This window comes from Nonomuraea soli, from assembly GCF_013761175.1.
Classification (GTDB): Bacteria; Actinomycetota; Actinomycetes; order Streptosporangiales; family Streptosporangiaceae; genus Nonomuraea; species Nonomuraea soli.
In genome coordinates, this window is record NZ_JACDUR010000005.1 from 861,140 (window position 1) to 875,952 (window position 14,813).

Below are 14,813 nucleotides of genomic sequence, written 5' to 3' on the forward strand. Positions count from 1 at the left end.
AGCCTAGAGCGGCAGCCGGGCCTCCACGGACGTGCCTCCGCCCGGCCGCGGCTCCACCGCGCACGAGCCGCCCACCTCCGTGGCACGCTCCAGCATCGAGGTGAGGCCGACGCCCGGCACCGCCGACGAGGGCAGGCCGGCGCCGTCGTCGTCGACGCGGACGCGCAGCACGCCGTCCTCGCCGCTGAGCCGTACGACAGCGCGGGTGGCACCGGCGTGGCGCCGCACGTTGGTCAGAGCCTCCAGCACGATCCGGTAGGCGGCCAGCTCCACCTCCGGCGGCAGCTCGCCCGCCGAGACCACGAGATCCACCTCCACTCCGGGGACGTCCGCCGCCTCACGCAGCGCGCACTCCAGCCCCAGATCGTCCAGGACGGGCGGGCGCAGCCCCGCCACCAGCGACCGCACCGACACCACCGTCGCGCGCAGCTCGTCCTGGGTACGTTCCAGCAGGGCCGGGTCGGGCGCCCGGCGTGCCGCGTCGAGCATCATGACCACCCCGGTCAGCGCCGGGCCCAGGCCGTCGTGCAGTTCCCTGGCCAGGCGGCGCCGCTCCTGGTCGCGGGTGGCCCTGATGCGTTCACGCGAACGCCGTAGATCCTCCGCCAGCCGTACGGCGTGAGCCAGCTCGGCCAGGTGCTTGGCCATCACCGTGAGCTGCTCCCTGCCGGTCCCGACGCCGCCGGACACCAGCAGCGTGCCCGCCGACTCGCCCTGCCACGACAGCGGCAGGCTGCGCGGCCGGGCGCCCAGGCGGCCGTCGGAGTAGCGCTCCTCCCCCGCCTCGACGGCCACGCCACGGGCGTTGGTGGACCAGCGCAGCAGCCTGATCGCGCTGGCCAGCGCCTCGGCCGGGCTCTCGGCCTGCTGGCTGGTACGGCTCAGCCGGTCGGCCGCCCTGTAGGGGTCACGCTCGACACCGAAGGCCCGGTCGACCATCCCCTCCAGCCGTACACGCAGCGGATGCGACACCGCGCCCACCGCCAGCGTGGCCGCCAGGCCGGCGACGGGCCCGTAACCGCCCGCCAGCCGGTCGCCCGCCCAGATCATGATGGTGTAGGCGCCCGCCAGCAGGGCGGCGAGCGCCACGTAGACCAGGGTTCTGTTGAGGGCGACGCGGATGCCGTAGAACCCGTGCCGCACCACCGACGCGACGATCGAGATCGGCGCCCCGGCGAGCAGCAGCAACTGGATGGCGACCAGCACCACGTCGCCCGAGTCGTCGGCGAACACCACCCTGGCCACCCAGAACGCCATGTAGGCCGCCATCGTCCCGACGAACCAGACGATCCGGCCGCGGACCTCCCGGCCCGCCGCCCGGTAGCGGAAGGCCAGGGAGAGCACCGCGAGCGAGTACAGCGGCACCATGACCCAGCCGATGTGCGTCTCCACCAGCCACGGCAGCCCGCCCAGCGCCTCGACGCCGACGGGGTTGTCGAGCGGCAGCTTGATCTCCAGCTCCGGGTTGGGCATCAGCGCCATGAGCGTCGAGTGGCCGGCGCACAGGACGACGAGGCCCCACCACACCGGCCGCCATCGGGCGGAGGGCAGCCGCCCGTCGGGGAACAGCATCGGCAGGAAACCGCTGAAGGTGGTGACCGGGAACACCCAGGCCCAGACCGAGAACCACGCGAGCGGGACGTAGGCCGGGTTGCCCTGATCGGCCAGGTGCATCCAGTGGGAGGCGCACAACGCCAGGGAGTACAACGCCCAGACCAGGCCGCCGCTCCACATGAGCCACGCGACGACCAGGCGCGGGCGGTAGGTGATGAGGAAGGCGCCGGCCGGCGGGAACAGGGTGCCGATGGGATCGATGGGCTGCATGAGGACCGCCCAGTCGGTGCGCCAGGCGAACCAGGCCGCCGCCGCGACCGCCAGGTTGGAGCAGAGCGCTCCCGCCCAGGCCGTGACGACGACCGCGCGGCGACGGGGCGACCAGGAGGACTCGGCGTCGTGGACTCTCGCCGCCGCCTGCTGGCCGGGGCGCCGGGGCGCGGGCGGCCGGGGGTCGGGCAGATGCATGCCGTAGACCAGGTCGCGCACGCGCTCGACGGCATCGGCCAGCCTGGTCCGCGCGGTCAGCAGCAGCTCACCGGCATCGGCACTGCCCCGTGCCCGGCCGAGCAGATCGACCAGGCCCGTGAGCGTCACCCCCAGCCCGTCCTGCAGGACGCGCAACAACCGCCCGCGCTCCTCCTCACGGGCGGCCAGCAACCGCTCGTGGGCGCCCCGCAGGTCCTCGGTGAGCCGGACGGCGTGCGCCACCTCGGCCAGGTGCCTGGCCAGGCTGTCGACCAGCGCGGGATCCGGACGCTCGCCCACGACGGTCAGGCGTCCGACCGCGAGCCCGTGCCAGACCAGCTTCGTCTCGTGCGCCTCCCCCTCCAGGGAGCCGTCGGCGACAGCCGCCGACCCGTCGACCTCGACGAGCACGCCGGCGGCGCCCAGCGTCTGCCTGATCGCCACCGCGCCGGAGGCCAGCGCCTCCCCCGGCCCGCTCGCCGCCTGAACGCTGCGCGAGAGCCGATCGGCCAGCCGGTAGGGATCCCGCTCGACGCCGAACAGAGGCCGCAGGCGCTGCCGTACCGGATGGAACAGGGCCCCGGCCGCCAGAGCGGCCACCAGCCCGTCCACGGAGACGGCGAGCAGCCCGAAATAGACGGCCGCGACCACACCAGCCACCATCCCGTAGACGGCCGCCCGTCGTAACCCGCGCATGAGGTCGGAGACTATCGTCAGCAGGATGAAGCTCACCAAATACGGTCACGCCTGCTGGCGGGTGGAGAAAGACGGCAAGGTCCTCGTCATCGACCCCGGTGTGTTCACCCCCGAGCCGGAGGCTCTGGCCGGAGCCGACGCCGTGCTGATCACGCACGCCCACTTCGACCACGTCGACGTCGACAGGCTCTCCGGTCTCGACATCCCCATCTGGACCTGCGCGGGGGTGATCGACGAGGGCGTCAAGGGCCAGGCCGTACGGCACGGCGACACCTTCGAGGCCGCCGGGTTCGGCGTCAGGGTGTTCGGCGAGTGGCACGCCGCCAACCACCCCGACCAGCCCGTCATCGACAACGTCGGCTTCCTGGTCGACGACGAGCTGTTCTACCCCGGCGACGCGCTCACCGTCCCGGACGCCTCCGTCGGCACCCTGCTGGTGCCGACGGGCGCGCCGTGGATGAAGCTGGCCGAGATGGTGGAGTATCTGCGCACGGTCAGGCCCGCCCGCGCCTACTCCACCCATGACGCCCTCTACAGCGAGGCCGGCCTGGGGCTGGTCGACCGGTGGCTGCAGCTGGAGGCCGACAAGCAGGGCGCCGACATGCGCAGGATCAAGCCCGGGGAGTCGGTCACGCTGAGCTGACCTTGCTCACGGTGATCTCCTTGCCGCCGACCGGGATGCCCGAGACCTCCAGCCAGTCGATCCCCTCGGGCAGGCCTGACCGTACGGTGCCGTCGGGTCTGAGGCCGAGCAGGCCCTCCACGACCTGGCTGACCAGGGTGAACGAGACCTCCGGGTAGTCGCCGTTGCGCCCGCCGGCCACGTGCGGCAGGTCGCGCACGGCGAAGATCTCCCGCATCCAGGCCCAGCCCTGGTCGAGGCGCCCGTGGCGGAAGAAGGTGTCGGGCAGGTAGGTGAGCGCCTCGACGTTCGCCGGCCGTCCCGGTCCCCATGCCTGCTCGTCGATGTAGTCGAGGTAGGCATGGGGCTCGGCCATGATGCCCTTGAGCGGCATGAACCAGCTGTTCTCCCGCCCCCAGCCGGTCACCGGCCGCCCGTCGGGGGTGAAGCCCCTGATCTGGCTCGCCCCGCTGCCGGTCCATTCGCGGGCGAAGCGCTCGCGCAACGCCAGGGCGCGCTCGACCCGGCCGGTGGCCAGGCAGGCGGCGTACTCCGACGCGATCATGTCACCCGCCTCGGCCAGCACCTCGCCGGGCAGCTCGTTGTAGGAGGCCACGCCGTCGAAGATGCTCGCGCCGCCGACCCGTGGCTTCGTCTCCATGGCGTCGCGGTAGAAGCCGCGCAGCACCGGGTCGTCGAGGAAGGCGCGCTCGCCGCTCCACCGGTAGGCGAGCACGCCCGCCTCGACCAGCTCGTAGACGGCGGGCGCCTCCCGCACGAAGGCGTCGGGCCCGCGGTAGTCGATGGCCAGGTAGGAGCCGTCGAAGTTGAAGGCCCAGACCGGGTGGTGGCCGTGCTCCTCGGTGGCCGAGGCGGCGAAGCAGCGCAGCATGGCCAGGTTGGCCTCCTGCAGGCCGAGCAGGTGCGCGCCGACCAGCTGGTGGGCGAAGTCGCGTGCGTAGAAGCCGCTGCGGTGGGCGTATCCGGCCCAGTAGGAGGCCAGGTAGACGCCGGTGCCGCGGCCCTCCGGGTGGTGCTCGTCGGCGTCGACGACACCGATGCGGCCGGCGGGGTGGGCCCAGCGCAGGGCGCGCTCACAGGCCCATTCGAACAGTTCCACGACCTCGTGAGAGGACGAGGCGATGCGCATGGGATGGTCCAATCACGGCAGGCTGGCCCGCACGACGATCTCTCCGGGCAGCAGGAGACCGGTTTCTGGGGTCACGCCGTCGTCGATGATGGTCAGCAGGCGGCCGACCAGAGCGTCGGCTATGCGGCGCAGCGGCAGCCGCAAGGTGGTCAGCGGCGGCTGGAGCAGCGCCGCGTAGGGCATGTCGTTGAAGCCCGCCACGGCCAGATCGGCGCCCACGACCAGGCCCTCGGCCTGGGCGGCGGCGTAGGCGGCCGGAGCCAGCCAGTCGTCGATCACGACCAGGGCTGTCGGGGCGGGCCGCCCGCCCAGCAGCTCGCGGCCGGCGGCCACGGCGCTCTCGGGGTCGTCGGCGGTCGCCTCGACGCAGGTCAGGCCGTGGCCGCGCACCCCGGCGCGGAAACCCTCGGCGCGGTGGCGCAGCCAGGGCTGGTCCAGGCTCATGGTCAGCAGCCCCACGTGGCGGTGCCCGCGCCCGGCCAGCAGCCCGACCAGGTCGGCCATGGCCCGCGCGGAGTCGAGGTCGACCCACGACTGCGGCAGGCCCGCCCCGGTGCGGCCGAAGACCGCGAACGGGAAGCCCCCGGCCGCCAGGTGCTCGACGCGGGTGTCGCCGTCGAGCACGTCCGACAGCAGGAAGGCGTCGGCGCCTCCCCCGGCGATCACCTCGTCGATCGCCTTCTCCTGCGGCTGGCCCGGACGCGGGCGCACCAGCAGGATCCGGTAGCCCACCTCCCCCGAAGCCGCGACCAGCGCTTCCAGGAAGCCGCTCATCAGGGCGTTGGGGTTGGCCGGGTCGGTCTCGGGAGTGGTGTAGGCGATGATGCGGCGGGTGCCGGAACGCAGGCTGCGCGCCGACTGGTCGGGGCTGTAGCCCATCTCCCTGATCAGCTCCGTGACCCGGTCGAGGGTCTCGGGCCGCAGGCGCTGCGGGGCGTTGATCGCGTTGGAGACGGTCTGCCGGGAGACACCGGCCGCGCGGGCGACGTCCTCGATGCTGACCCCGCGGGCCCGGCGTGCCGGCATGCTCAGCTTCCTCCCCCAACGCGGCGCAGCCGCAGCAGGCCGCCCATCGGCACCGACACCGTGGCGGGCAGGCTCACCTTCGCCTCCTGGACCACCCGGCCCCGGCAGTCGTGGACGACCGCCTCGGCCTCGGCCTCGCCGTACACCGTGACCCTGGGGTCGGTGTCGGCGTTGGCCACCAGCACCTCGCTCCAGTCTCCTGACGGCAGGTCGACGGGCAGCGCGGCGTAGCGCGCGACGACCACGGTGTGCTCATCGTAGGCCCGCACCAGGGGGTAGCCGTGCTCGGGCTGCTCGGGCCGGAAGGCGCCCAGTTGCAGGGTGCGCAGGTGCTCGCGGCTGATCCCGAGCCAGAAGCCGACCGCGTCGAGCTGGTCCTGGCGCTGCGTGGTCAGGTCGACCGAGATCTGCGGCACCGAGAAGAGCGCGTTGATCAGGTGCACCGCGACCTGCTCGGCGCTCTCGTCCGGATGCCACATGATCATGTCGGCGTGCACGGCCTGAGGACCGGCGATCAGGCGCAGGTCGACCGTGCGCTGCCGGTTCTCCTGCGAGCTCAGCGGGCAGTCGGCCGCGCGGACCATGTTCCCGAAGCGCCACAACCCCGGGCTGGTGTACGGCTGGCGGTACTCGATGAGCAGCTCCGGCTGGGCCCCGCGCAGCCGTACGTCGAGCTCGTCGAGCAGCAGCCGCACGCCCTCGTCGACGCTCGCGCAGTCGGCGCCCTCGGAAGGCGCCGGGTCGCCGCCCGGCGTCGCGAAGCGGTCCACGAAGTCGACCTTCAGCCCGTCCATGCCCCACTCCTCGACCGCGCGGGCCAGCCGGTCGGTCAGGAAGGCGCGCACGTCGGGGTGGCGCGGGTCGAGCACCGCGGCGTCCATCAGATCGAGGTAGCGCAGCGTCTTGCCCGCGAACCGTTCGAAGGCCTCGTTGTCCTTGCCGACGAACGGGATGGCGTACCACAACATGTAGGCCAGGCCGAGCTCGTGCACGCGGGCGACGTGCGCCGCCGGGTCGGGGAAGGCGACCGGGTTGGGCGCCCAGTCGCCGCAGAAGGCGTAGCCGCGCGCCCGGTCGGCGGTCTGCCAGCCGTCGTCGACGATGATCGTGGCGCAGCCCAGCCCGGCCGCCAGCCTCGCCTGCCGCTCCACACCTTCCTCGTCGAGCTCCTGGTGCATGCTGTACCAGGTCGAATAGACCGGCAGCCTGGCCCGGTACGGCGTGGCGGGCGGCTCCTGCGCCGCGGCCCACCAACCCGCCACGTCGTCCAGCACCTCGGCGAAGTGGCGGCCCGACAGGTCCAGCAGGATGGTCAGGCCCTCGCCCTGCGCGGTGAAGGCGAACTCCCCGGTCTCCTCCACCAGCCCGCCGGTGATGCCGGTCGGGCCGTGCACGTCGGCGAGCGCCACCGTGCAGACGTTGGCGCCCTTCGCGCCGACCAGCGAGGCGACGGGCGAGCCCGAGGTCAGCCGGGAGGCGCGCGGGCCGGTCCAGATGGGCGGGATCCAGCGGGTGCCGCTGTTCGGGGTCCAGTAGGCGGCGGCCGAGACGCAGGGGACGCGCCACTGGGCCGCCCCCGCGCCGGGGGCCTCCACCAGCCAGACGTCCCCGCCCAGCGGGGTCACCATGGCCGCCGTGCCGTTGTCGAGCGAGAGCGCCACGTCGCCGACAGGCACCGTGACCACCTCGGGCAGGGCATGGGGCTGCCAGATCTGCATGTCTATCCTTTCGTGGCCCCGGCCAGCAGGCCGGAGATGAACTGCTTCTGCAGGATGAGGAAGAGGGCCATCATCGGCAGCGCGGAAAGGGCGGTGCCGACCATGACCTGACCGAAGTCGGTCCTGGTCGTGGCCTGGAGGGAGGCCAGGGCGACGGGCAGGGTGTGCATCTCGGGGGTGCGCAGGGCGATCAGCGGCCACAGGAAGTCGTTCCAGGCGCCCAGGAAGAGGAAGACCGCCAGCGCGGCCAGCACCGGGCGCATGACCGGCACCACGACCTGCACCAGCACCCGCAGCTCGCCGGCGCCGTCGACGCGTGCCGCGTCGAGCAGGTCGTCGGGTACGGCCAGCAGCGACTGACGCATGAGGAAGATGCCGAACGGCACCGACAGGCTGGGCAGGATCAGCGCGGGAAAGCTGTCGATCAGCCCGATGTCGTTCATCATCTCGAAGATGGGGATGATGGTGACGCCGCCCGGGATGACCAGCGTCGACAGCAGCAGGACGAAGAAGGCGTCACGGCCCTTGAAGGTGAACTTGGCGAAGGCGTAGCCGGCCAGCAGTGACACGACCAGGGCGCCCGCCGTCTGCACGACGGCCACGAACAGCGTGTTGCCCAGGACGTTCAGCAGGCCGATCGACTCCTCCAGCTTCCTGGTGTTCTCCAGCAGCTGGTCACCGGGGTAGAACTTGGGCGGGTAGGAGAAGATCTCGGAGTTGGCGTGGGTGGCCGCCATGGCCAGCCAGTAGAAGGGGCCCACGGACAGCCCGAAGACCGCCGCCAGCACGATCGTCAGCGGCCAGCCCCTGATCAGCCTGGTCATTTGCGACCTCCGGTGAGCTTGATCTGCAGCAGCCCGAATCCCGCGACGATGAGGGTCAGCGCGTAGGCGATGGCCGCCGCGTAGCCGAAGTCGAAGTAGCGGAAGCCGTTCTGGTACAGGTAGAGCGAGATCGTCAGCGTGGTGTTGTCGGGCCCGCCGCCGGTGAGCACGAACGGCTCGTCGAACAGCTGGAGCGTGCCGATCGTCGACAACACGATCGTGAGCAGCAGGATCGGGCGCAGTTGCGGCACGGTGATCGACCAGAAGCGGCGGATCGACCCCGCGCCGTCGACCATCGACGCCTCGTAGAGCTCCTTGGGGATGCTCTGCAGTCCTGCCAGGTAGATGACGGCGTTGTAGCCGGTGTAGTGCCAGGTCAGGGCGATCACGATGGCGATGCGGGCCCAGAAGGGGCTGCCCAGCCAGTCGATAGGGTCGACTCCGAGGAAGCCGAGCATCCAGTTGAGCAGCCCGGACTCCTTGCTGAGGATCACCGAGAACATCACGCCGTAGGCGACCAGGCCGGTCAGCGAAGGCATGAACACGCCGAGCCGCCAGGTGGCGCGCAGCCGTACGAACGGCGAGTTGAGGCCCAGCGCCAGCACCAGTGCGAGCAGGAGCATGATCGGCACCTGGACCACGAGGATCAGCCCGGTGTTCCACAACGAGGTCCAGAAGAGCGGATCGTTGACCAGGCGCACGTAGTTGTCCAGGCCCACGAAGCTCCTGGCCGCCCCCGCGCCGGTGGTGAGGCTGATGTAGGCGGCGGCCAGGATCGGGTAGGCCTTGAAGACGAGGAAGCCCGCGAGCGCCGGCAGGATCAGTACATAGGGGACGTTGCGCCGGGTGATCATCCGGAGGCGAGCTTCCGGTTGGTCTGCTGGGCCAGCAGCTCGGCGGCCTGGGTCAGCGCGGCGGCGGGGTCGGCGCCCTTGGTGAGCACCTGCGTCTGGGCGTCGCTGGCGATCTTCAGGGCGCGGGCGTAGTCGCTGGAGTAGTAGGTGGCGTCGGCGCCCTCGGCCAGGGAGTCGGTGAAGGTCTTCAGCGCGGGCTGGCCGCCGTAGTAGTCGTCGGGCCGGTCGAAGATCGGGTCGGTGTAGGCGGCCGACAGCGCGGGGAAGACGCCGCCCTCCTTGAAGATCTTGTTGATCACCTCGGGGCGGGTCAGCGCGTACTCCACGAACGCGTAGGCCTCCTTGCGGTGAGGGCTGTTGCCCGAGACCGACAGGTAGGTGGAGTTGACGATCGCGGCGCGCTTGCCCCCCGAGCTGATCGCGGGCGGCTGCATGGAGCGCCACAGGCCCTTCTGCTCGGGGCGCATCTCGGGGATGTAGCTGACCGCCCAGGCCGGCCAGGGCAGGACGGCGAGCTTGCCGTTGCTGACGAGCTGCTTGAAGGTGCCCTCGCCGGAGATGTCGGCCAGGATGCCGGCGTCGTTCATGCGCTTGAGCAGGGTCATCGCCCGCACCGCCGCGTCGCCGCCGAGGGTGACCTCGCCCTGCTGGTTGAAGTAGAAGGCGCCCTGCTGCTGCAGGAGCATCTGGTAGAAGTCCATGTCGGCGCCCCCGGCGGCCGGCTTGTTGACCCCGACCAGGTAGGCGCCGGTCGCCTCCTTGATCTTCTTGCCCGCCTCGATCGCCTCGTCCCAGGTGGTGACCGTGGCGGGGTCGACGCCGGCCTTCTCGAAGAGGTCCTGGCGGTAGAAGACGCCCGCCGGGTTGACCTCCCACGGCAGCGCGTAGACGCCGCCGTCCTTGCCGAGGACCGTGGGCCACAGGCCCTTGGCGAAGGCGTCCTTGTGCTTGTCGGCGCCGAATTCGCGCAGGTCTGCCAGGCCGCCGGGGAACTTCTCGGTGTAGCCGGGCAGGTAGTCGACGCCGATGTGCAGCACGTCGCCCAGGCCCTTGCCGCCCGCGGCCATGCCGATGGTGATCTTCTCCCAGATGGCCGGGTTGCCGACCGCCTGCACGTCGACCTTGATGCTGGGGTTGGCCTTCTCGAAGTCCCTGGCCACAGCGGCCAGACCTGCCGACGCGGGCTTCCAGGTCCATACGGTGATCTTCACCGGACCGGCCTGCGCCTCGGGCTGGGCGCCGCCGCAGGCGGTGATCGGGAGGAGGAGCAGCAGGGCGAGCGCCCCACGACGGTTGATCATGGCCGACTCCTTGACGGGGGGTTTGAACGTTCAAACGTTCATTTGAACGTTCATATTGGCGGCCAGTAACATGTCACACAAGACACGGTTGGATAACGTCAGGCGGTGAACCCGTCGTAGAGGGACCTGGGGGTGTCGCTGGCGGCGTTGTGGCGCCTGACCCACTCCCAGGACTCGTGCGTCAGACCCACCTCCCAGGCCTCGGGGATGCGATGCGACGATCTGGCCGCCGCCCCGGACTCGGCGCCATGCGGGAGGCACCGGGCATCCAGCCGGGCGAACCCGCGCTGCACGTCGAGCTCCGACCGCAACCGCGCGTTGGCCTCGTCGGCGGACCTCAGCCTGCTCTCCAGCAGCCGCATCCGCCCTTCGGCCTCCGCCGCACGCGCCTCCGCCTCGGCCAGCCGTTCGCCCATCCCGAGAGAGGCCGCACGTACGGCTGCCGCCTCCCGCGCCCGCCTTCTCAGCGAGGCCAGTTCCGCCTCCAGCTCGGCCACCCACTCCCGGCAACCCGCCCTGGCCGCCTGGACCCGCTCCATCTGGCACCGCACGTCGCGGACTCCGGCCTCGGCTCGCTCCATCTGACCTCGTACGTCGCCGACCCCCGCCTCGGACCCCTCCGCCTCACCCGCCCGCGCCTGGTCCTCCACACCGCCCCCTACGGCGAGCAACTCGCGCTTGACCAGGTCGTCGTGCAACAGATCGAGCTGCGCCTGGAGGGCCGCCAGTCGACCCTCCGCCGCCCTGAGCCGGTCGGCGGCGACCAGGACCGCGTAGGCATGCCTGTCACGTGCCTGCAGGGCCTGACGATGCAGGGGACGCAGATCGCGACCGTCGGGGAGGCAGTCGAGAAACTCCTCCGGTGGGTGCCGCTCGCCGTTGAGATAGCGGGAGATCAGCGTCTCGTCCCAGTGGGTCTGCGCGTGGGGGTGCCGGCGGTTGAATCGGGCGCGTATCGCCACGACGAAGGCGGCGACGCGCGGATCGAAATCATCGGGAAGCTCTTGAGCCACTTTCAGTCCTCTCCGTTGAGGCCTTAGGGACATGGTGGCTCATGAGAGGCGCCTGCGGGTTGCCGAACGGGCGCAACCTCATTGCGAGGCGCTCCCCGAGAGACAGGACCGAGTTGACTAACCGGGTGGTTATCCATAGTTTTTGGCGCATCGGATATTTGGATAACCAGTTAGTTAGGACCTGTGATGGCCGACCGTTTGTTCATCGACGACCAGTGGGTGCCGGCCCAGGAGACGATGCCCGTCATCAACCCCGCGACCGGCCGGCCCTTCGACACCGCCCCGTCAGCCTCACGGAGCGACGCAGCAAGAGCGGTGGCCGCCGCTCGCCAGGCCTTCGACCATGGCTCGTGGGCGCACACCACTCCCCGCCACCGCGCGGATCTGCTTCGCCGCCTGGGCCAGGCCATGCACAAGCGCCGGGAGGAACTGGTCGAGCTGGTCGTGCGCGAAAGCGGCTTCCCACGGCCCCTGGCCGAGGCCGTCCACGTGCAGAGCGCGATCGACTTCCTGTACGACGTGGCCGACCGGCTGTTGCCCTCGATGGCCTTCACCACGCCACTCAACCCGCACGCGGCCCCATCGATGACCGGGCAGATGCAGACCACTCAGGGCGTGGTAACCAGGGAGGCGGCCGGAGTGGCGGCGCTGCTCACGCCGTTCAACGCCGCGATCCCGTTGACCGTGCACAAACTCGCCTCGGCGCTGGCCGCCGGATGCACCACCGTGATCAAGCCGTCCCCGCACACGAGCCTGCAGGTTCTGCTGCTCGCCGAACTCGTCCAGGAGGCCGGATTCCCGCCCGGCGTGGTCAACATCATTACCGGCGACGTGGCCGCAGGGGTGGAGCTGACCAGCAACCCCGGCGTCGACATCGTCAGCTTCACCGGCTCCGACGCGGTCGGCCGCACCATCGCGGCGCAAGCCTCGGCCACCTTCAAGAAGGTGATCCTGGAACTCGGCGGCAAGTCCGCAAACATCATCTTCGCCGACGCCGACCTGGACCGGGCGGCGCTGGAGGTAGTGGGTAACACCGTCACCAACGCGGGACAGGGCTGCCTGCTGCTGACGCGGACCCTGGTGGACGCACGCGTGCACGACGAACTGGTCGCGAAGGTGATCCCGATGCTGGCCGCCGTCACCATCGGTGACCCGGCGGACCCGGCGACGGCGATGGGTCCGCTCATCAGCGCCGCCGAGCGCGACCGTGTCGAGGCGATGATCCGCCGAGGCCAGGCCGAAGGCGCCGTCCTCGCCCATGGCGGCAACCGCCCGCACGGCCTCGGCCCGGGCTTCTACCTGGAGCCGACCCTGTTCACCGGTGTCAAGAACTCCATGTCCATCGCCCAGCGGGAGTTCTTCGGCCCCGTCAACGTGGTCATTCCCTTCTCCGGCGAAGACGAGGCCATACAGATCGCCAACGACAGCGACTACGGCCTCAACGCCGGCGTCTTCACCCGCGACTTCGCGCGCGCCCACGCCGTCGCCCGCCGGATTCGCAGCGGCACCGTCAACATCAACGCCTCCTGGGGAATCAACCCCGACGCGCCCTTCGGCGGGCTCAAGCACAGTGGCCTCGGCCGCGAAGGCGGCGCCTACGGCATCGCCGAGTTCCTGGAGCACAAGTACATCTCCTGGCCGGTCGGCGTCATCTAACCGGTTAGTCACTGTCACACTAGAGGCCATGTCACGCGCCGAAGCCACCAAGAGCCGCATCCTCCAGGCCGCCACGGCGGAGTTCGCCGCCTACGGCTTCGCCGGTGCCCGGGTGGACCGCATCGCCAAGGCGGCTTCGGTGAACAAGAACCTCATCTACGTCTACTTCACGAGCAAGGACACCCTGTTCGAGACGGTCTTCGACGCCGAGGTCGCCAGAGGCCTGGATGCCGTCCCGTTCACGGTCGATGACCTGCCCGGCTACGCCAGGCGTGTCCACGAGCACTGCCGTCGGCACCCCTCGGTCATCCGGCTGGTCGCCTGGCACCGGCTGGAACGAGCAGACCGGCCCGACCTCACCGCGGCCTCGCCCTCCCACGCCGCCAAGCTGAGCGCGATCGAGACCGCCCAGCGCGAAGGACGCCTCAGCGACACCTTCAGCCCGGACATCCTCCTGGCACTCATCGTCGCCCTGGCCACCTCCGACGGCCCCGTCGCAGCCGCCCCCCTTCCCCACCGCCCCGGCCACACCGAGGAGATCAGCGAGGCGATCGCCGAGGCGGTACGCAAACTCACCACCGGCCACCCGTGACGCCAGAACTCCGTCCGAACATGGCAGGAGTGGGGCCTGTTGTGGTCCGTTGACAGGTGACGCGCCAGAAGCAAGGTGATCCGGCCCCAGGTCTCGGCGACGGTCACCGCCGACCCGCACCGCCTATCGCACCCGGGCGCGGAGGGGACGCGCAGCAAGGCCCAGCGCGCCACCGATCGCCGGAGCAGTCGTTCACCGACAGGACATGCCTGCGCCCGGAGAGCCTCTGGCCTCTCGGACTCCGCACGCAGGGAGGAGCCGCTGAGCCGTCAGGAGGCGCCCGCGATGGTGGCGGACCCGATGACGGTGTCGCCGGAGTACAGCACCGCCGCCTGACCGGCCGCCACGCCCTTGGCCGGGGCGTCGAGCTCGATCACGATCGAGTCGCCCCCGTCCACGATGCGGCAGCCGTACACCTCGCCGTGCGCCCTGAGCTGCACGGTAAGCCCGGAACGGTCGGCGGGGCCGTTCCAGACGGGCCGGGTGGCGGTGATCGTGGTGACTTCAAGCGACGAGCGCGGCCCCACGGTCACGGTGTTGGACACCGGCTCGATCGACAGCACGTAGCGGGGCTTGCCGTCGGCGGAGGGCCGGTCGAGGTGGAGGCCCTTGCGCTGGCCGACGGTGTAGGCGTAGGCACCCGAGTGGGAGCCGAGCACGGTGCCGTCCTCGTCGCGGATCTCGCCCTGAGCGGTGCCGAGGCGCTTGGCCAGGAAGCCGCGTGTGTCGCCGTCGGCGATGAAGCAGATGTCGTGGCTGTCGGGCTTGTCGGCGACGGTGAGCCCGCGGCGGGCGGCCTCCTCGCGGACCTCGGCCTTCGTCGAGTCGCCGAGCGGGAACATGGCGTGGCTGAGCTGCTCGCGGGTGAGCACGCCCAGGACGTAGGACTGGTCCTTGGCCGGGTCGGGACTGCGGCTGAGGACGCCGTCGGCGAGGCGGGCGTGGTGGCCGGTGGCGACGGCGTCGAAGCCGAGCGCCAGCGCCCGGTCGAGCACCGCCTCGAACTTGATCTTCTCGTTGCAGCGCAGGCACGGGTTGGGGGTGCGCCCGGCGGCGTATTCGGCGACGAAGTCCTCGATGACGTCGCGCTGGAAGCGCTCGGCCATGTCCCAGATGTAGAAGGGGATGCCGATGACGTCGGCGGCGCGGCGGGCGTCGCGCGAGTCTTCGATCGTGCAGCAGCCCCGGGCGCCCGTGCGGTGCGATTGCGGGTTGGCCGACAGTGCGAGGTGCACGCCGGTGACGTCGTGGCCCTGCTCGGCGATGCGAGCAGCGGCTACGGCGGAGTCGACGCCGCCCGACATGGCGGCAAGTACGCGAAGTCCCATGACCCTTCCAG

General features: G+C 71.0%; 12 protein-coding genes. 3 read left to right on the forward strand and 9 right to left on the reverse strand.

The features are described from left to right. Positions 1-3: 3 nt before the first annotated feature. Positions 4-2,718, reverse strand: a complete 2,715-nt coding sequence (locus HNR30_RS48225; RefSeq protein ID WP_246379201.1) for a sensor histidine kinase — start codon at positions 2,716-2,718, stop codon at positions 4-6. Positions 2,719-2,743: 25 nt separating this feature from the next. Between HNR30_RS48225 and HNR30_RS27225 the strand changes: the two genes are divergently transcribed. After that, the gene (locus HNR30_RS27225; RefSeq protein WP_181612839.1) at positions 2,744-3,361 is read left to right on the forward strand and encodes an MBL fold metallo-hydrolase; all 618 of its coding nucleotides are present in this window, start codon (positions 2,744-2,746) and stop codon (positions 3,359-3,361) included. On the opposite strand, the gene HNR30_RS27230 is transcribed toward HNR30_RS27225, so the two are convergent. The 7 genes from HNR30_RS27230 to HNR30_RS27260 form a co-directional block, all read right to left on the reverse strand. Then, positions 3,348-4,490: a hypothetical protein gene (locus HNR30_RS27230; RefSeq protein WP_181612840.1), complete on the reverse strand. Its 1,143-nt coding sequence runs from the start codon at positions 4,488-4,490 to the stop codon at positions 3,348-3,350. The two genes, HNR30_RS27225 and HNR30_RS27230, sit on opposite strands and share 14 nt — an antisense overlap. 12 nt (positions 4,491-4,502) lie before the next feature. Beyond that, on the reverse strand, positions 4,503-5,516 hold the full coding sequence (locus HNR30_RS27235; protein ID WP_220134004.1) for a LacI family DNA-binding transcriptional regulator: 1,014 nt from the start codon (positions 5,514-5,516) through the stop codon (positions 4,503-4,505). Positions 5,517-5,518: 2 nt separating this feature from the next. Beyond that, positions 5,519-7,234 (reverse strand): glycoside hydrolase family 36 protein, encoded by a 1,716-nt coding sequence (locus HNR30_RS27240; protein ID WP_181612841.1) that lies wholly within the window; start codon positions 7,232-7,234, stop codon positions 5,519-5,521. Positions 7,235-7,236: 2 nt separating this feature from the next. Beyond that, a complete protein-coding gene (locus HNR30_RS27245) occupies positions 7,237-8,058 on the reverse strand; it encodes a carbohydrate ABC transporter permease (RefSeq protein ID WP_181612842.1) in 822 nt (273 codons plus the stop codon). Further along, on the reverse strand, positions 8,055-8,912 hold the full coding sequence (locus HNR30_RS27250) for a carbohydrate ABC transporter permease (RefSeq protein WP_181612843.1): 858 nt from the start codon (positions 8,910-8,912) through the stop codon (positions 8,055-8,057). The genes HNR30_RS27245 and HNR30_RS27250 overlap by 4 nt, the downstream gene beginning before the upstream one ends. Next, positions 8,909-10,213: an ABC transporter substrate-binding protein gene (locus tag HNR30_RS27255; protein ID WP_181612844.1), complete on the reverse strand. Its 1,305-nt coding sequence runs from the start codon at positions 10,211-10,213 to the stop codon at positions 8,909-8,911. The genes HNR30_RS27250 and HNR30_RS27255 overlap by 4 nt, the downstream gene beginning before the upstream one ends. Before the next feature lie 98 nt (positions 10,214-10,311). Further along, positions 10,312-11,226: a hypothetical protein gene (locus tag HNR30_RS27260; protein ID WP_181612845.1), complete on the reverse strand. Its 915-nt coding sequence runs from the start codon at positions 11,224-11,226 to the stop codon at positions 10,312-10,314. A gap of 186 nt (positions 11,227-11,412) precedes the next feature. Between HNR30_RS27260 and HNR30_RS27265 the strand changes: the two genes are divergently transcribed. Together HNR30_RS27265 and HNR30_RS27270 are read left to right on the forward strand one after the other, a co-directional pair. After that, the gene (locus HNR30_RS27265) at positions 11,413-12,882 is read left to right on the forward strand and encodes an aldehyde dehydrogenase family protein (protein WP_181612846.1); all 1,470 of its coding nucleotides are present in this window, start codon (positions 11,413-11,415) and stop codon (positions 12,880-12,882) included. A 28-nt stretch (positions 12,883-12,910) separates the two neighbouring features. Next, positions 12,911-13,474, forward strand: a complete 564-nt coding sequence (locus tag HNR30_RS27270) for a TetR/AcrR family transcriptional regulator (protein WP_181612847.1) — start codon at positions 12,911-12,913, stop codon at positions 13,472-13,474. A 269-nt stretch (positions 13,475-13,743) separates the two neighbouring features. On the opposite strand, the gene mnmA is transcribed toward HNR30_RS27270, so the two are convergent. Continuing rightward, entirely contained in the window at positions 13,744-14,802 is a 1,059-nt protein-coding gene (mnmA, locus tag HNR30_RS27275; protein WP_181612848.1) for a tRNA 2-thiouridine(34) synthase MnmA, read from the reverse strand. Positions 14,803-14,813 lie beyond the last annotated feature (11 nt).